The sequence below is a fragment of the Geomonas edaphica genome, assembly GCF_004917075.1.
Taxonomy (GTDB): domain Bacteria; phylum Desulfobacterota; class Desulfuromonadia; order Geobacterales; family Geobacteraceae; genus Geomonas; species Geomonas edaphica.
In genome coordinates this window covers 1,083,297-1,100,099 of record NZ_SSYB01000001.1, presented here as the reverse complement: position 1 = coordinate 1,100,099, position 16,803 = coordinate 1,083,297, and the positions used below count along the sequence as shown (strand labels likewise).

Here is a 16,803-nt window from a genome sequence, read left to right as displayed (position 1 = left end):
TGATGGGCCGTTTTCGGGCTATACTCCCGCTTTGCTGCGCGGACGCCCGGAAACGGCCTTTTTGTTGTCCGCGACAATAACTCAACCAGAGGTACTAGATGCGCAATACCAATACCCCGATCGCCGTCGAGGGGTACCCGTTCATAGCAGGCTTCGCCGCTGTGGCCGCGGTCTTCGCGGTCATGGGGCAGTTCCTGCACTGCGGCTTCTTCTTCCCGGCAGCCCTCTTCGCGCTGCTCACCCTGTTCTCCGTCTTCTTCTTCAGAAACCCCGAACGTAACACCCCTGCCGGTGAGAACAAGGTGATCGCCCCGGCCGACGGCGAGGTGATCTTCCTCGGCAAGGTGATCGAGCCGCACACCTCGACTGAGATGGAGAAGATCAGCATCTTCATGTCCGTCTTCAACGTCCACGTGAACCGCGCGCCCTTGACCGCGAAGGTGGTGGACGGCTTCTACAACAAGGGTAAGTTCTACGACGTGCGCGACGAGCGCGCGAGCTTCGAGAACGAACAGCAGGGGCTCGTCCTTGAGACCGCCTCCGGGCTCAAGCTGGTGGTGGTGCAGGTGGCCGGGCTCATCGCAAGGCGCATCGTCTGCTACGCGAAGACCGGGGACCAACTGACCCGCGGCCGCAGGTACGGCCTGATCCGTTTCGGTTCGCGGCTCGACGTCTACCTGCCGCTCGGCACGAAGATCGACGTGGTCATGGGACAGAAAACGGTCGCCGGGGCGACCGTACTGGGGATACTGCCGTGAGTGAAGAGAAACCAAAAGTAGAAAGGGAAGGGATGCGCAAGGGGATCTACGTCCTTCCCAACCTGTTCACCGCCGGGAGCCTCTTCGCCGGCTTTTACTGCATGGTTTCCACCGTGAACGGCGACTACCGCACCGCCGCCCTCTGGATCCTCGCATCGTCGATCTTCGACGGCCTGGACGGCAAGGTGGCCCGCCTCACCGGGACCGCCAGCAAGTTCGGCGTGGAGTTCGACTCGCTTGCCGACGTGGTCTCCTTCGGCGCCGCTCCGGGGCTTCTCATGTACTGCTGGGCTTTGAAACCCTTTGGGCGCCTAGGCTGGCTCGCCGGTTTCCTCTTCCTCGCCTGCGCGGCCCTGAGGCTTGCGCGCTTCAACGTCCAGGTGGAGACGGTGGAGAGCAAGCGTTTCGTGGGTCTGCCGACCCCTGCCGCGGCGAGCATGGTATCCGCGACGGTGCTCTTCTTCTACCACATGGGGTGGCCCGCCTCGTACAATAAGCTCGCCATCCTGGTGCTCATCTACTTCCTCGCGCTCCTCATGGTCTCGAACGTAAAATACTACTCGTTCAAGGACCCAAGCCTGATCAAGAGGCAGCCCTTCGCCATCCTGGTGCTCGCGGTGCTGCTGCTCATCGTGATCGCGGCGGAACCGGTGGTGATGCTTTTCACCATCTTCATCTGCTACATCCTCTCCGGTCCGATCGGTTTCGTCATCGGTTACCCGCGCAGGCGCAGGCTGGAACGCGCCATGCACCGGGTCTACGAGGGGAAGAAGAACCAGTAAACCCGTTCAACGTTCTGCGTTCAACGTTCTACGTTGATGACCGTAGGACGCAACGGTACTCCGGCGGCTCGATGGTAAAAACACGGCGTTGTCCAGTATGGGCAACGCCGTTTTAGTAGGGTGGTGTCGGAAAATAAAACAAAAAGGCTTGACACGGGTTCGAGCGTTTTCTATTATCTCCCGTAATGTAAAGGCAATGACGAGGAGTAGTAGCCTATAACTTCCCCTACAGAGAGCCGGTGGTTGGTGCAAACCGGTGAGGAAGCAGGTGAACTCGCCTTCGAGCCGTCGTGGTGAAGAACACCCGTTCTACTGAGAACGCGTCGCTCCTAGCCATGGCCGAAACCCCGCGTAAAGGGGGCAACGAGGTCCGCCGCAGGGTGGATGAATGAGGGTGGTACCGCGGAAGCTTTTTGAAGCCTTCGCCCCTTGCTGGGGCGGAGGCTTTTTTATTTTCGGCCTGTCGGTTTTTGCCACCGTGTCTGACCTGATCAAGCAGGCAGGGGAGGGCAGGCTAACGAGGCAGCACAACCACTAAGAGGGGGAGCGCAAGTGAACAACACGGAACCGAAAACCATCAAGATCTTTGACACGACACTCAGAGACGGGGAGCAGTCCCCGGGCGCCAGCATGAACATCGAGGAGAAACTCCGCCTTGCCAGGCAGCTTCAGAAACTGAACGTCGACGTCATCGAGGCGGGCTTCCCGATCGCCTCGGAAGGGGATTTTGAGGCGGTGCAAAAGGTGGCCCAGACCATCAAGGGGCCGGAGATCGCCGGTCTTTGCCGCGCCGGTTTCAAGGACATAGATCGCGCCTGGGAGGCCCTGAAGTACGCCGAGGAGAAGGGGCGCATCCACACCTTCATCGCCACCTCTGACATCCACATGAAGTACAAGCTGCAGATGACCCCGGCTCAGGTGCTGGACGCGGCGGTCAAAGGTGTGAAAAGGGCACGTTCCTACACCGCAAACGTTGAGTTCTCCTGTGAGGACGCGGTGCGCACCGACCTCAAATTCCTCGCCGAAGTGGTGGGTGCGGTCATCGACGCAGGCGCTACCACGGTCAACATCCCCGACACGGTCGGCTACACCATCCCCTTCGAGTACTTCAACATCATCAAGTACCTGAAGGACAACGTGAGGAACATCGACGACGCGATCATCTCTGTTCACTGCCACAACGACCTGGGCCTTTCCGTGGCCAATTCCATCGCCGCCGTGCAGGCGGGCGCGGGACAGGTCGAGTGCACCATCAACGGCATCGGCGAGCGCGCCGGCAACTGCTCGCTCGAGGAGTTCGTCATGGCGATCAGGACGCGCGGCGACATCCTCCCATTCAAGACCAACGTGGTCACCGAGCAGCTCACCCCGGCTTCCCGCCTGCTCACCCAGGTTACCGGCATCGCGGTGCAGCAGAATAAAGCCATCGTCGGTGCGAACGCCTTTGCCCACGAGGCCGGGATCCATCAGCACGGCATGCTGATGGACAAGTCGACCTACGAGATCATGACGCCTGAGTCGGTCGGCCTCAAGGCGAGCGCGCTCGTTCTCGGCAAGCACTCCGGGCGCCACGCCTTCAAGAAGCGGCTCGAGGAACTCGGACACGAACTGGACGATGACGCGCTGAACAAGGCGTTCACCCGGTTCAAGGCGCTTGCGGACCTGAAGAAGGAGGTCTTCGACGAGGATCTGGACGCCATCGTCGCCGACCAGGCGAAGAAGATCGACGAGAAGTACAAGCTCTCCCACATCACCGTCACCTGTGGCTCGTTCGCCGTCGCCACGGCAACGGTCCAGATGGAGATCGACGGCATGCAGGTGAGAACGGCCGAGCTCGGCGACGGCCCGGTAGACGCAACGCTCAAGGCGATCAAGAAACTCGCCAAGCGCGACGCGCAGCTGCTTCAGTACAACGTGGGCTCGATCACCGGCGGCACCGACGCGCTCGGCGAGGTCACCGTCCGCATCACCGAGGGGGAGCGCAACCCGGTCGTCGGGCGCGGTTCCTCCACCGACATCATCGAGGCCTCGGCAAAGGCGTACATCGATGCGCTGAACCGACTCTACTTCGCTACCGATCGCGAAATAGAATCTCTCTAGTCGTCTGCAACACACTCTGAACCGCAGTACAGGAAAAGGAAGCCGCCTGGCTTCCTTTTCCTGCCTTTACATTTTTTTACTGTAATTCTGCTGCCGCCTCGTGTAATGCTATCAGCATTTCCCTTCATGTTTTTCGCTTCCCATCCGATCAGTATCCAGGTGATTCACATGCACGGTCTCAGACGCCTAGCTCTTGCTGCTTTGACAGTAGCCCTAACCGCTTTGACTGCGCATGCCTTCGCCAAGCGCCCTTCCGAACTCTGGTCCTACCTTCATTTCGACGGGAAGGGGTTCGCTGCCGGCAAACCGGGAGAGCCTTTCGTCCCCTTCGTGGCGGTGCGCCCCGGGTTCCGTCCCGTGGTGGAGACCAACGAGGAGAGGATCCGTGAGGTGGCGCTGACCGAAGGCACCGGGGCGATCGCGGGGGTCTGCTTCGTGCAGTCGTACGGTGGAAAGCTGCGCCCCGCCGCTGGGTACCATGCGGTGCCGCTGCTTCCGGTTCCCATCGCTGCCGGGGACAAACTGGTGACGACGGTGGATACCGACGGCAACGGCTTTTATGTGGCGGTACTCCCGGTCGGCACCTACCGGGTAGGCAACCAGGGAGTCGAGGTGAAGGTTGAGGTGGGCGCAACAAAACTGGTCCCGCTTCGAGTGGGCAAAAGGATGGTGGACTAGTGGTAAACAAACTTTTTGCATCTGCGCTTTGCGCGGCACTGCTCTTTCCGGCCTTCGCTTCTGCGGCGGCTCTCGACGACTATTACCTTGCCAGGTTCGGCCATGAGGCGAGTGTTGCCAAGGCGCTGAGCTCGGTTCAGTCCCAGACGACGCACGCCGAAAGGTGCCGTACCGGGTTCTTTAGACAACTGAAAAAGGACTGGAGCCGGCTCGAGGCCCCCACCCAGAAGGTGCTGGCCAAGTACCTCGCTCGCCCCTCGCTCAGCAAGGAGAAGACCTGCACCCCGGTCGGCGGGCACTTCACCATCCACTACACGACGAGCGGCGGTGACGCCGTCGACACCACCGACAACAACGGCAACGGCGTGCCCGACTGGGTCGAGACGGTTGCCGGTGTGTTCGAATACGTCTACAGCGTCGAAGTGGAGAAGATGGGGTATCATCCCCCCCCCGACACGAGTTACGATGTCTACCTGCAGGACCTGGCAACGGACGCGGTCTATGGTTACACCCAGAACGACTCGACGCCTGTCACCGGCAGTTCGGTCTCCTATTCAAGCTGGATCCAGATTGACCGGTCCTTCACAGCGCCCATATTCAGCGACTACACCCCGATCACGAGCCTTAGGATCACCGCGGCCCACGAGTTCCATCACGCGATTCAGTTCGGGTACAACGCCTACTTCGATACCGCCTTCGCCGAGATGACCTCCACGTGGATGGAGGACGAGGTGTACGATTCCGGCAACCAGCTCTACGACTACCTTTGGGCCTACTTTTCCAGAGTGGATACCGTTGCGGTGGATGCCGGAGTAGGTAGCGGCACCGAGTATGGGCGCTGGATCTTCAATCGTTACTTAACCGAATTGCAGCAGAGCCGCACCGCGATCAGGGCGGTATGGACCGATCTAGCGGCGCAGCCCAGGCCGAGTAACACGACCTCACCCGATCTCGGTGTGGAGATCCCCTTCATTCCGTCGCTTGATACCGTTCTAAAGGGCAACCTTGGCAACAACTTCTTCGGGTTTGCGAAGCGGACGGTCTTATCTGACTGGGAAAGTCATCTGCTCGATTTGCCGACGATGAGATTGATCACCTCGAGAGACTTGAAAATTGCTCAGACCAACACGGTCGACGGCACCATACCCGCGCCCGCCATTTCCCTACCGGCCCCATACACCTTTCAGGTCTACAAGTACCTGCCGGCAAACCCCGACGGCACCCTGATGATCACCTTCACTGGGTTGCCCGCCACTGTGGTAGTGGCGGCAGAAAAGGTCGGTACCTCCGGGGTCACTGAGTATCCTTACAACGCCTCGTCCCAGAGCATTACGGTTCCCCTTTTCGGGGCGGGGGACGTCGTCTACCTGATCGCCTGCAACAACGGCAACGGCGACTTGAGCGATCCGGTGGTGGTCTCTCCGGCTTTCCAGGCGGACAAGGTCACGGTGACCGATGGTACCGGACTTGGCAACGACGGACTGGTGCTGGATGCCAACCGCCTCACCATCCCGTCGCAAAGCACAGGCGGTGGCGGAGGCGGGGGAGGGTGCTTCATCGCGACGGCGGCCTACGGCAGTTACCTCCACCCGAAAGTAGCCGAACTGCGGGCCTTCCGCGATCACTGGCTCATGACCAACGCGCCCGGCAGGCTCTTCGTTTCAGCGTACTACCGCCTGAGCCCGCCGATTGCCGACGTGATCGCCGGCCACGAATGGATGAAGAGCGGGGTGCGTGGGATGCTGCTCCCCTTGATCTTCGCCGTCGAGCATCCGATGGCCGCATTGGTGTTGCTGCTATTTATGTCCGCGGCGGTAATGCGGCAGGGGGCAAGACGCTTGAGGGCGGTTTCTTTGAGGGGACGATCTGGCGCTGCTCTGAGGTAGAAGGCGGTTGCAGACGGTAAGGTTCACGGGCGAATGATCATTCGCCCCTACAGGTCGAGACTGTCTTATCCAACTGTTGTCTGTGACAGCAAACAAAAAAAGGCCCCGCCGGAATTCCGGCGGGGCCTTCTACGTTCGATGCTTTAAGCCTTAGCCCAGCTTCTTAACGTTTGCAGCCTGCAGACCTTTCGGCCCGTTGGTTACGTCGAAGGAGACCGCCTCCCCTTCAGCCAGGGATTTGAAGCCGTCCCCGGTGATGGCAGAGAAGTGCACGAATACGTCCTCGCCGTTCTCCTGCTCGATGAAACCGAACCCTTTCGCGTCGTTGAACCATTTAACCTTGCCCTGTGCCATTTTCCTGCCTCCTTTTTCTAACCTCCGGGTCTCTGCCGGATCTACGTTTGATGCTGCAATTTCCGGAAGGTTCTTTGGCTGGAAATGGCACAAAGTGTTGATAACCCTTTGGCTTTTCGGCGCGGCAAACTTCCAGAACTAGCTGCTGGGATAAAAATTAACATCGTGTAATAACCTTGTCAAGCAAATATTTCAAAACAATTGTTTCTTATTTGCCCGGCTAAAAGGTGTTCAAGCGCCTAATGAAGGCTATCAGCAGACCGTAGTGCTGGTGGTGGAATCGGAAGGCGATCCTCGGCAGTTCGAGCAGGTCCGGCTCGTCCGCCTCCTCGGGGCGAGCGCTAATGAGCTCGATGCGGCTGCCGTCTAACCTCAGTTCGGGGAACTCGTTCTCGAGCATCTCGATCTGGTCGGGGGTGAGTACCTTGGTCAGACGGATAATGAGCTCGCCGTTCACGAAGCGAATAGAATGATAGTTGGTATAGAACTCGTCGATGACCTGGACCGCCTCTTCACAGCTCTTGGTGATGGTGAAGATGGAGAAGTCCTCGGCGGAGATGAACCCCTTAACCAGCAGCCTTTCCTTGATGAAACGGAAGAAGTGTTCCCAGTAACCTTCCTCGTCGTCGACCAGAACCAGGGGTTTGGGGGACGTTTTACCAGTCTGAACCAGTGTGAAGACCTCCATCGCCTCGTCCAGCGTGCCAAACCCGCCCGGGAACACCGCAATGGCGTCGGACTCCTTCACGAAGGCGACCTTGCGGTTGAAGAAGTACTTGTAGGTGATGAGTCTGGGGTTCTTCAGCATGATCGGGTTGGCGCTCTGCTCGAAGGGGAGCTTGATGTTCGCCGCAAAGGAGCACTCGCTTCCCGCTCCCTCGTTGCCGGCCTGCATGATGCCGCCACCGCCTCCGGTTATGATCATGTACCCCTTGTCCGCCAGCAGGCGGCTGAAGCAAATGCACTTTTTGTACATCTCCTCTTCGGGGAGCGTTCTGGCCGAGCCGAAGATGGTCACCTTCTTCTTCTGCCGGTAGGGTGCGAAGACCGTCGTTGTATAACGCATCTCCTTCATGGTGTTGCTCAATAGCTTCAGGTCCGCAAGGTAGCTCGTGTCCTGTCCCGCTTTGAGCGCGGCGATGATCATCTCGCGCGTCTGCTCGGGGTGGTGCACCCCGCCCGCCTTCTCCATCAGATCATCAATCATCTTGTCGATTTCGCTGTTTGTCCTGTTGAAACGAAGTTGCATACGCGGCTCCCTGTTGGATTGAGGCGGCCATTATAGCATGGCTGTACGAGCAGGCAAATGTTTAATAACATTGAACAATTATTAGTTTGATTTGTTGCTCTTATTTTATTATCTTGGCGACTGGTAAAAACACTTCAAACTCAAAAGGAAGCGCTATTTATGGGTATGACAACGGCTCAAAAGATATTCGCGGCCCATCTGGTTGATGAGCCTTTTGCAGGAACCAAAGTGCTTGGCATCGACGTGGTCATGTGCCACGAAATCACCACGCCGATCGCGATCGCCGACCTCATGGCGCGCGGTAAGGACCGGGTCTTCGACACCACGAAGATCAAGGCGGTCATCGATCACGTGACGCCCAGCAAGGACTCCAAGACCGCCACCCAGGCCAAGATGCTCAGGGACTGGGCGCGCCGCCACGACATCAAGGACTTCTTCGATATCGGCGCGAACGGCGTCTGCCACGCCATCTTCCCCGAAAAAGGGTTCATCCGCCCCGGCAACACCGTCATCATGGGTGACTCCCACACCTGCACCCATGGCGCGTTTGGCGCCTTCGCGGCCGGGGTCGGCACCACCGACCTCGAAGTCGGCATCCTGAAAGGGGTCTGTGCCTTCCGCGAGCCGAAGACCATCAGGATCAACCTGAACGGCACCCTGCCCAAGGGTGTCTACGCTAAGGACGCCATCCTGCGCGTTATCAGCGAACTGACCGTGAACGGCGCCACCGACCGCGTCATCGAGTTCGGCGGCCCGATCGTCGACGCCATGACCATGGAGTCCAGGATGACCCTGTGCAACATGGCCATCGAGGCGGGCGGCACCTCCGGCATCTGCGCACCGGACCGCGTCACCGTGGACTACCTCTGGCCTTTCATCTCTGACTCCTTCGCCTCCAAGGAAGCGGCCGTCGCCGAGTACGCCAAGTGGGCTTCCGACGCCGATGCCGAGTACGACAAGGTCATCGATCTAGACCTCTCCAATCTCACCCCGCTCTGCACCTTCGGCTACAAGCCGGACCAGGTGAAGAGCATCGAAGAGATGGCTGGAACCCCGGTGGACCAGGTTTACGTCGGTTCCTGCACCAACGGCCGCATCGAGGACCTGAGGGTTGCCGCCCAGATCCTCAAGGGGAAGAAGATTGCCCCGACGGTGCGCGGCATCCTTTCCCCGGCTACTCCGCAGATCTACAAGGAAGCGGTCGCCGAGGGGCTGATCCAGATCTTCATGGACGCCGGCTTCTGTGTCACCAACCCGACCTGCGGTGCCTGCCTCGGCATGAGCAACGGCGTTCTCGCCGAGGGCGAGGTGTGCGCTTCCACCACGAACCGCAACTTCATGGGCAGGATGGGGAAGGGGGGCATGGTGCACCTGCTTTCGCCGGCTACCGCCGCCGCCTCCGCCATTGAAGGGAAGCTTGCCGACCCGCGCAAGTATCTGTAATCAATTGACGATTGACAATTGACAGTTGACAACGAATCGCGGGGCGTGCCCGCTTACAGGAGACTGACATGAAAAAATTTGGTGGCCCGGTCCTCTTCCTGGACCGCAGCGATATAAATACCGACGAAATCATCCCGGCCAAGTACCTCACCGAGATCACCAAGGAGGACCTGAAGCCGTACCTCCTCGAGGACCTGAAGCTCCCGGGCTTCGACCCGAAGAGCGATAAAACCTTCGGCGCAGGCGCCGTGGTGACCCGCGCCAACTTCGGTTGCGGCTCCTCCCGCGAACATGCACCGTGGGTCTTCGAGGTGAACGGCATCCACGTGGTCATCGCCGAGTCCTTCGCCAGGATCTTCCGCCAGAACATGTTCAACTGCGGCATGGCCGCCATCGAGCTTGCGCCGGGGCAGATCGACCGACTCTTCACCTTCGCAGACGCCGCAGACGCCACCATAGAGGTAGACGTTGCCAACACCTCGCTCACTATCAAAGGGGGGGGACGTGAGGAGTCGATGCAGTTCGAGATCTCTCCCTTTGACAAGGCGCTTGTTCTCGCCGGCGGATGGGTCGACTACGCTGACAGCAAGTACTGATCAAGCATAAGCTACATTCAGAGAGACTTGCCGAGGCAGGAGACAGAGAGTTTCCTGCCTCGCTCTTTTTGCCGCGCGACTGGACATTTTCAATGGAAGTGGCATAACTTTGACGGTGAGTCGAGCGGTGTGAAGCCCTTGTGTCACCTGTATTAAATGTCATACTGCGCCATTACTGTAATGTACTCAATAGTACATTTTGATTGACTCAGCGTAATTGCAGCAGTTACTATCCGACCTTGTATCTTCAACTAAGGTGGTCCCAAGAGGTTCATGGTACGCTCCGTCACGTCCATAACTGCGTTGCTTGCCTTACTGCTGCTCTCAGCGCCAGGGCACGCCGAGCCGGAAGCTAAGTCGGAAGCTAAGCAGGAGGCTAAGCAGGAGGACGGGACCATCTTCACCCTGTGGCCCCTGGTGGACTACCGCGAGAGCCCGCGCGAGCGTTACAGCAACCTCTCGATTCTTGGACCCATTTTCAAGTATCAGAAAAGTGGGGACAACCGCGACCTGGCCCTGAGACCGCTGTTCTACCGGACCAGCAATACAAGGGACAAGGCAAGTTCCACGTACTACCTCTATCCCGTGGCGTCGAGTGAGAATACACCTGAGGCCCGGAACGCCGAGGTGCTGCAACTTTTCAGGACCTCCACCTACCGTAAAGATGAAGCGGAACCCCAGCGGGAATCATCGACCATGCTGTTTCCGTTCTACATATCCGGGGAGTCGGAGAAGTATGGACCGTACCGCGCCCTGTTCCCGATTTACGGCAATATCTACGAGCGTTTCTGGCGTGACGAGTATCACTTCGTCCTTTTCCCGCTTTACGGCAGCACCGTGAAGAAGGGGACCACGACGAGGCACTACCTCTGGCCCATCTTCGCAACCACTTCAGGCGAGAACGAGTCGGGCTTCGACGTCTTCCCGCTTTACGGGCAGTCGCACAAGACCGGGGTGTACGAGAAGCGCTTCGTGCTCTGGCCCTTTTACACGTCCGAAAAGACCGGGCTCAACACCGACAACCCGACCGAGAAGAAGTTCATCTTCCCGCTGTACGCCTCAACCGACTCTCCCAAGAGGACCTCGCGCAGCTACCTGTGGCCCTTCTTCGGCTACACCGAGGACCGCGGTAAGAAGGTAGAGGAAGTGGATTACTTCTGGCCCTTCATCACCAAGGTACGTGGCGAGAAGAAAAACGGTGACGCCTTCCTTCCCTTCTACTCTCATGAGAGCTACCCGGAAGGGGAGAAGACCTGGTACATGTGGCCGCTGTACAAGCACGAGGAACTGAAATCGGACATATTCGGCCAGGAGCAGGACCGGGTGCTCTTTTTCCTGTACCGTGACAACCGCGAGTATTGGCCCAAAGACGGAAACCAGCGGCGCCGTAACACACTGTGGCCGCTTTATCTCTACCGGAAGAACACCGACGGCGTCTCCTCGTTCTCGTTCCCCGCTCTGCTCGAGCCGATCCTCGACAAGGACGGGATCGAAAAGGAATGGGCACCGCTTTGGCGCCTTTATCAAAGGCGGTGGGACGAGGCGGGTAACTCCACCTCCAGTCTTTTGTGGAACCTGTTCTGGCACGAGCGGCGCGGCGATGACCTCGCCTACGAGCTCTTCCCGCTGATCTCCTACCGCAGGACGGACAAGGGGCGCGAGCTGAAACTTCTGAAGGGACTGATCAGCCTGAAGCGCGACGGCGGTCAGGAGGGGGTGAATCTCTTCTGGCTTCCCTTCGGACCCAAATGGGGTGATAAGTGACGCAAGTTTTTGAACGCTTAGGCAAGAGGGTCCTCTATTTTCACCAGGTGCTGGGGGAGATGGCCATCCTACAGGGGAAGATCATCTACTTCGTGCGGGAGGCGCCCCGCAACATCCCGAGCATCCTGACGCAGATGGCGGTCATCGGCTGGGACACCCTCCCGGTGGCATCGGTCATGGCCTTCTTCGTGGGTATGGTGCTCGCGCTGCAGACCGGTGTCGAATTGCAGAAGTACGGCGGGCAAAACATCATCGGGGCCATCGTCGGGCACTCCATGGTGCGAGAACTCGGCCCGGTCATGACGAGCTTCCTGGTCGCCGGGCGCTGCGGTTCCGCCATGGCTGCGGAACTCGGTGTCATGACGGTCTACGAGGAGATCGATGCGCTGAAGACGCTCGACATCGACCCGGTCCGCTACCTGGCCATGCCGCGCTTCATCGCCTGCATAATCTGCGTCCCTGCGCTGGTCTTATACGGAGACCTGATCGGCATCGTCGGCGGTGCGCTTATCAGCAACTTGCATCCGCAGATCTTCGTCTCCTACGCCACCTACTACGACAGCCTGACCGCTGCGTTGAAGATGAAGGAGATCGGCATCGGCCTCACCAAATCCATGGTCTTCGGGGCGATCATCGCCTTGGTCTGCTGCTACGTCGGCTTCGCCACTTCCGGCGGCGCTAGGGGGATCGGTCAGTCCACCACGCGGTCCGTAGTTCTATCTTTCATGCTGATCCTGGTCGCCGACTACGTCCTGACCAGGCTCCTTATGTAACTGTTTTTCCTTTGTTCCGGAGGTAGAGATATATGGCTCTGTCAGTCGAGAAAAAGGTCGGCATGTTCTTCGTGTTCGGTCTCATCATTCTGGGCGTGCTCCTGGAGGTGGGGGAGAAGTGGAACCCGTTCCAGAAAAACATCAAGTACAAGACCTACCTCACCAGCATCACGGGGCTCAAGGTTGGCGACCCGGTCCGTTTGTCGGGTGTCGACGTCGGCCGCATCAAGGATATCGTGGTGCTGAACGATAAAATCGAGATCGATTTCGAGGTGAAACCCGGTACCCGGATCAAAACTGACACCGTCGCGGGCTTGAGGCTCACCAACCTTTTAGGCGGCCAGTTCCTCGGGCTCTCCTTCGGTTCCCCGAACGCGCCGCTGCTTCCCGAGGGGGGGGTGGTAAAGGGTAAGGATGTCGCCAATATCGACATCATCGTCGACGACCTATCAGACGTTATCAAGGACACTAAGATCCTGGTCAAGAACCTCAACAAGAACCAGGATGAGGTGATGCAAAAGATCAGTGGCATCCTGGACGACAACCGCGGCAACCTGAAGGAGACGATCGCCAACATCAGCAGCATCACCGGCAAGATGGATCGCGGCGAAGGGTCGCTCGCCATGCTTTTGAACGACCGCAAGCTCTTCGACGACGCGAGCAGCGCCGTGTCGAGCCTGAAGGTGGTCGCCGGCAAGATCGAGCGCGGCGAGGGGACTCTGGGGAAGCTCGTCAACGACGATGCCGTCTACACCGATGCATCCGCCCTTCTGAAGGACCTCAGAAGCGGAACGCAGGATCTGAACGCGAGCATGAAGGACGTCCGGGAGATCACCGCGAAGATCAACAAGGGCGAAGGGACCATGGGCAAACTGGTGCACGACGACTCCCTCTACAACGACCTGCGCGACGCGTCGAAAAACGTGAAGGAGATCACCCAGAAGATCAACTCTGGCCAGGGGACCATCGGCAAGCTGGTCAACGAGGATCAGCTCTACCGCGACACCACGGCGACGCTCAAAAAGGCGGAACGCGCCATGGAAGGTCTCGGGGACACCGGCCCGATCTCTGTCTTAGGCACCATCGTCGGGACGCTTTTCTAAAGGTGTAAGGCTTTAGCTCCATCTACAGCCCCCTCCTCCTCCATGCGGGTTTCGACCTGCAGGCGGGGGAGGGGGCGATGCTTTTCTGTCCACATCGCATCCTAAAGATCGCTGCTACATCGGAGACCCGCCGGTATGACCCACATCCTCGACATCGCGGTGGGGACCTTCACCATGCGTCCCTACGTCTTCGCTTTTTTCGCTGTCTACCTCGTCGCCGCCGTGCTGCACCTCGGGTGGAAGAAGACGGCGTGGTTCACCGTCTGCGGCTACCTGGTCGCTTTCGCCTCGGAATATTCCTCGATCAACTCGGGCTTTCCCTACGGCTGGTATTACTACGTGGACGTGACGCGCGACCGTGAACTCTGGATCGCGGGCGTACCCTTTTTCGACTCGCTCTCCTACGTTTTCCTCACCTACTGCAGCTACGCCACGGCACTTCTGATCCTGGGGCCGGTGAAGCGCGTAAAGGGAGACCTCGTGCTCCTCGAGACGGCACGCCTGCGCCGCTCCTTCCCGGTGCTGCTTTTGGGCTCGCTGTTCCAGGTCTTTTTGGACATCATCACCGACCCGGTGGCGCTACAGGGGAGCCGCTGGTTTCTGGGGAGGATCTACGGGTATCGCGAGGTTGGGACCCATTTCGGCATCCCGATGTCCAACTATTGGGGATGGCTGCTCGTGAGCGCCGCCCTCATCTTCGTCCTGCAGCGGATTGACCGTGTGGGGAGCGCGAAGCGGCGCCCGGCAGGCGTTGCCGCCGCCCCGTTCCGCTCGCTTTACGGGCCGTTTCTCTACCTTTGCGTGATCGTCTTCAACCTTGGGGTCACCTTCTATATCGGTGAGAACCTGATGGGGCTGACCGGGATCTTCATCTTCACCCTGCCTGTCGTGATGACCCTGGTGCTCCTGGCTCAGAAGGTTAATCGCTATCACAAGGACGAGCTTGCCGACCACCTTGCGGATTATCCCTGGTCACCCGCCGCATCGGGCACTTCCAGCCGGACCGTCTTGCCGTGAACTTAATTTAATATAGCCTTTGATAGCATCGCCACGGCGTGGTATCTCTTTAGGGCCCGCGCTCGGACCTCGATGTCCGAAAACGGACCAACTTTCTCATCAATCGGAGGCACGACAATGAAAAAAATGTTTTCTTTGCTGGCTCTTGCAGCTCTGGTAGGCGTAACAGGCGCTGCCTTTGCCGCTGAGCAGGGGACCCTTCCCAGGAACTACGAGAACTGGGAAAAAAGCAAGGCGAGGGTGATCACCGACAAGAAGTCCATGTTCTACGGCATCCACTACATCTACGTGAACAAAAAGGCGATGCCTGCCTACAAGTCGGGAGCAGCCAACTACCCAGACGGCAGCCGTTTCGTCGCCGTCAACTACTCCATAAAGGAGGAAGGCGGCAAGCAGGTGCCGGGCAAGAAGACCATGATCGTCATGATGCAGCGTGACAAGAAGGCCCAGGAGACCGGCGGCTGGCGTTTCGTAGGCTTCACCCCCGACGGCAAGCCTTCCGGGCTCGACGGCAAGCGCGACTGCTTCGGCTGCCACGAGAAGGACGCGAAGGATCGTGCCTTCGTCCTCTCGCGCTACGCCGAGTTCAAGTAGCCCGTAAGAAGGTTTTAAACGCAGCACAGGCGCCTGTCGTTTCATCGGCAGGCGTCTTTTTTTTGTCCATCTGTTTTCCCGACAACCTGCGTGTTATAATTGCTGACAGCGAAAACCAAATATTCCGCAAGCTTAAGGAGCCTTTATGTTTACCCTTTCGACCGCCCCCAAGCTTCAACTCACCACGCTTCCCAACGGCATACGCGTGGTCACGCAGCAGATACAGGGTATGCAAAGCGCCGCCGTCGGCATCCGGATCGACTCCAGCACCAGAAATGAAGAACCGGAGACCGGAGGCGCCTCGCACTTCATAGAGCACCTGCTCTTCAAAGGGACCCCGAGCCGCGATGCGGACCGCATCACCGACGAGTTCAACAGCATCGGCGCCCGAGCCAACGCCTACACGAGCCAGGAGGAGGTCTTCTACTACGCCGTTTCTCTCGCCTCCATCATCCCGGCGACCTTCGACATTCTGGCCGACATGTTCGTCAACTCCTGGCTCCCCGGGGACGAGGTGGAGAAAGAGCGCGGCGTCGTGCTGCAGGAAATCCTGATGAACCAGGACAACCCAGGTCGCTTCATATACAACCAGTTCCACCAGGGGTTCTGGCAGGGACACCCGCTCGGGACGCCGATCCTCGGGACCGCGGAGACCATCGGGAACATCTCGCGGGAACGCCTGATGGAGCATAAACTAGGCAATTACCTGAGCAACGCGACCATCGTTTCCGTCGCAGGAAACGTGGAGCACGAGCAGGTCGTGGAGCAGGCCGCGCGCCTTCTGGCGGAGCTTCCGACCGGCACCCCGAAAGGGAGGAAGCCTTCGGAAGGGTACCGCGTCGCCGTCGGGCAGAACGTTCACTACCAGCGCGCAATGGAGCAGACCCATTTCTACATGGGGTACCCGCTTCCTCCGGCGGGCAACGCGCATCGCCACAAGCTTGCCGTCCTGAACCAGATCCTTGGCAGCGGCATGAACTCGCGCCTTTTCCGCGAGGTGCGCGAACGCAGGGGGCTTGCCTACACGGTTTATTCCATGATGTCGTCCTACACCGACTCGGCCGGCCTCATGATCTACGCGGGGACTGGTCCGGAGCGGGCCCAGGAGGCGGTGGACGTCTGCCATGGCGAGGTGCTGCGCTTTTGCGACGAAAAGGTGAGCGAGGAAATGCTGGCGGCCGCCAAGGAGCAGATCCGCTGCGCGCGGCTCATGGCGCTGGACGACTGCGAGACCCAGGTGCGCAGGATCTCCAACACCACCTCGCTTTTGGGTGCGCCGGAACCGATCGAACTTTCATTGGAAGCTATCTCGGCGGTAACTGCGGAGGAGGTGCAGGAGGTGGCAGGTCTGCTTTTCCAAGGGGTGGTGCCGCGGGTGGAATCTGTTGGGCCGGGAGAAGGGCCGGGTTTGCCGCGCTGATCAAGAAAGCGCATATGATGAGACAGACGGCAGGGGCGATATTTCGCCCCTGTCTTTTTTTGCCCTCAGCTCATATCGTCGGTATCGCCGCTTAGGTGAGGGAAGTGTTCGTGATGCATCTCATGTTTGAGATCGGGAATCGTGCCGCACGAAGCGCAGAGATATTTCTCGCTGTCATTTGAGTAGACGTTGCGTTGACAGGACGGACTCCAGACCCTGACATCGCATGCGTGATCGTCGATCTCGACACCTGTCTTAGTCGTTTTTTCTGCCATGTTGGTGTCCT

Annotated in this window: 16 protein-coding genes and 1 other annotated feature; of the genes, 13 read left to right on the top strand and 3 right to left on the bottom strand. The window is 59.0% G+C overall.

Annotated elements, in window-relative coordinates; all coding sequences use genetic code 11:
* Positions 1 to 98: 98 nt before the first annotated feature.
* The 5 genes from E8K79_RS04735 (at position 99) to E8K79_RS04715 (ending at position 6,204) form a co-directional block, all read left to right on the top strand.
* Positions 99 to 758, top strand: coding sequence for a phosphatidylserine decarboxylase family protein (locus E8K79_RS04735; protein WP_136513696.1), 660 nt, complete (start codon positions 99 to 101; stop codon positions 756 to 758).
* 32 nt (positions 759 to 790) lie between these two features.
* Complete coding sequence (gene pssA, locus E8K79_RS04730) at positions 791 to 1,540, top strand: CDP-diacylglycerol--serine O-phosphatidyltransferase (RefSeq protein WP_162604608.1); 750 nt, start codon at positions 791 to 793, stop codon at positions 1,538 to 1,540.
* Between the two features lie 187 nt (positions 1,541 to 1,727).
* Positions 1,728 to 1,973: a binding site (T-box leader), on the top strand.
* Between the two features lie 119 nt (positions 1,974 to 2,092).
* Positions 2,093 to 3,640: a 2-isopropylmalate synthase gene (locus E8K79_RS04725; RefSeq protein WP_136513694.1), complete on the top strand. Its 1,548-nt coding sequence runs from the start codon at positions 2,093 to 2,095 to the stop codon at positions 3,638 to 3,640.
* Positions 3,641 to 3,808: 168 nt separating this feature from the next.
* Positions 3,809 to 4,318 (top strand): hypothetical protein, encoded by a 510-nt coding sequence (locus E8K79_RS04720; protein WP_136513693.1) that lies wholly within the window; start codon positions 3,809 to 3,811, stop codon positions 4,316 to 4,318.
* Positions 4,318 to 6,204, top strand: coding sequence for an MXAN_6640 family putative metalloprotease (locus tag E8K79_RS04715; protein WP_136513692.1), 1,887 nt, complete (start codon positions 4,318 to 4,320; stop codon positions 6,202 to 6,204). Before E8K79_RS04720 ends, E8K79_RS04715 begins: the two co-directional genes overlap by 1 nt.
* A gap of 150 nt (positions 6,205 to 6,354) precedes the next feature.
* Here E8K79_RS04715 and E8K79_RS04710 read toward each other — a convergent pair whose 3' ends face one another.
* Together E8K79_RS04710 and E8K79_RS04705 are read right to left on the bottom strand one after the other, a co-directional pair.
* Complete coding sequence (locus E8K79_RS04710; protein ID WP_135871471.1) at positions 6,355 to 6,558, bottom strand: cold-shock protein; 204 nt, start codon at positions 6,556 to 6,558, stop codon at positions 6,355 to 6,357.
* A 220-nt stretch (positions 6,559 to 6,778) separates the two neighbouring features.
* Complete coding sequence (locus E8K79_RS04705; RefSeq protein WP_136513691.1) at positions 6,779 to 7,807, bottom strand: LOG family protein; 1,029 nt, start codon at positions 7,805 to 7,807, stop codon at positions 6,779 to 6,781.
* Positions 7,808 to 7,966: 159 nt separating this feature from the next.
* Here E8K79_RS04705 and E8K79_RS04700 point away from each other — a divergent pair, with 159 nt between their 5' ends.
* The 8 genes from E8K79_RS04700 to E8K79_RS04665 all read left to right on the top strand — a co-directional run bounded on the left by E8K79_RS04700 (position 7,967) and on the right by E8K79_RS04665 (position 16,517).
* The gene (locus tag E8K79_RS04700; RefSeq protein WP_136513690.1) at positions 7,967 to 9,250 is read left to right on the top strand and encodes a 3-isopropylmalate dehydratase large subunit; all 1,284 of its coding nucleotides are present in this window, start codon (positions 7,967 to 7,969) and stop codon (positions 9,248 to 9,250) included.
* Between the two features lie 68 nt (positions 9,251 to 9,318).
* The gene (locus E8K79_RS04695; RefSeq protein WP_136513689.1) at positions 9,319 to 9,846 is read left to right on the top strand and encodes a 3-isopropylmalate dehydratase small subunit; all 528 of its coding nucleotides are present in this window, start codon (positions 9,319 to 9,321) and stop codon (positions 9,844 to 9,846) included.
* A gap of 273 nt (positions 9,847 to 10,119) precedes the next feature.
* Positions 10,120 to 11,610 carry a hypothetical protein gene (locus tag E8K79_RS04690; protein WP_136513688.1) on the top strand — a complete coding sequence of 497 codons (1,491 nt, stop codon included), beginning with the start codon at positions 10,120 to 10,122 and terminating at the stop codon, positions 11,608 to 11,610.
* Positions 11,607 to 12,383: an MlaE family ABC transporter permease gene (locus E8K79_RS04685; RefSeq protein WP_198419772.1), complete on the top strand. Its 777-nt coding sequence runs from the start codon at positions 11,607 to 11,609 to the stop codon at positions 12,381 to 12,383. The genes E8K79_RS04690 and E8K79_RS04685 overlap by 4 nt, the downstream gene beginning before the upstream one ends.
* Before the next feature lie 32 nt (positions 12,384 to 12,415).
* Complete coding sequence (locus tag E8K79_RS04680) at positions 12,416 to 13,486, top strand: MlaD family protein (RefSeq protein WP_136513687.1); 1,071 nt, start codon at positions 12,416 to 12,418, stop codon at positions 13,484 to 13,486.
* Positions 13,487 to 13,621: 135 nt separating this feature from the next.
* The gene (locus E8K79_RS04675; protein WP_136513686.1) at positions 13,622 to 14,503 is read left to right on the top strand and encodes a carotenoid biosynthesis protein; all 882 of its coding nucleotides are present in this window, start codon (positions 13,622 to 13,624) and stop codon (positions 14,501 to 14,503) included.
* Between the two features lie 117 nt (positions 14,504 to 14,620).
* Complete coding sequence (locus E8K79_RS04670; protein WP_136513685.1) at positions 14,621 to 15,097, top strand: cytochrome P460 family protein; 477 nt, start codon at positions 14,621 to 14,623, stop codon at positions 15,095 to 15,097.
* A gap of 145 nt (positions 15,098 to 15,242) precedes the next feature.
* Entirely contained in the window at positions 15,243 to 16,517 is a 1,275-nt protein-coding gene (locus E8K79_RS04665; protein ID WP_136513684.1) for a M16 family metallopeptidase, read from the top strand.
* Between the two features lie 65 nt (positions 16,518 to 16,582).
* Here E8K79_RS04665 and E8K79_RS04660 read toward each other — a convergent pair whose 3' ends face one another.
* A complete protein-coding gene (locus tag E8K79_RS04660; RefSeq protein WP_135871489.1) occupies positions 16,583 to 16,792 on the bottom strand; it encodes a hypothetical protein in 210 nt (69 codons plus the stop codon).
* Positions 16,793 to 16,803 lie beyond the last annotated feature (11 nt).

Coding starts and splice junctions, on each gene's coding strand:
- E8K79_RS04735 (WP_136513696.1), top strand. CDS start 99: ATGCGCAATACCAATACCCCGATCGCCGTCGAGGGGTACCCGTTCATA.
- E8K79_RS04665 (WP_136513684.1), top strand. CDS start 15,243: ATGTTTACCCTTTCGACCGCCCCCAAGCTTCAACTCACCACGCTTCCC.
- E8K79_RS04680 (WP_136513687.1), top strand. CDS start 12,416: ATGGCTCTGTCAGTCGAGAAAAAGGTCGGCATGTTCTTCGTGTTCGGT.
- E8K79_RS04705 (WP_136513691.1), bottom strand. CDS start 7,807: ATGCAACTTCGTTTCAACAGGACAAACAGCGAAATCGACAAGATGATT.
- E8K79_RS04700 (WP_136513690.1), top strand. CDS start 7,967: ATGGGTATGACAACGGCTCAAAAGATATTCGCGGCCCATCTGGTTGAT.
- E8K79_RS04710 (WP_135871471.1), bottom strand. CDS start 6,558: ATGGCACAGGGCAAGGTTAAATGGTTCAACGACGCGAAAGGGTTCGGT.
- E8K79_RS04660 (WP_135871489.1), bottom strand. CDS start 16,792: ATGGCAGAAAAAACGACTAAGACAGGTGTCGAGATCGACGATCACGCA.
- E8K79_RS04675 (WP_136513686.1), top strand. CDS start 13,622: ATGACCCACATCCTCGACATCGCGGTGGGGACCTTCACCATGCGTCCC.
- E8K79_RS04690 (WP_136513688.1), top strand. CDS start 10,120: ATGGTACGCTCCGTCACGTCCATAACTGCGTTGCTTGCCTTACTGCTG.
- E8K79_RS04670 (WP_136513685.1), top strand. CDS start 14,621: ATGAAAAAAATGTTTTCTTTGCTGGCTCTTGCAGCTCTGGTAGGCGTA.
- E8K79_RS04720 (WP_136513693.1), top strand. CDS start 3,809: ATGCACGGTCTCAGACGCCTAGCTCTTGCTGCTTTGACAGTAGCCCTA.
- E8K79_RS04695 (WP_136513689.1), top strand. CDS start 9,319: ATGAAAAAATTTGGTGGCCCGGTCCTCTTCCTGGACCGCAGCGATATA.
- pssA (WP_162604608.1), top strand. CDS start 791: ATGCGCAAGGGGATCTACGTCCTTCCCAACCTGTTCACCGCCGGGAGC.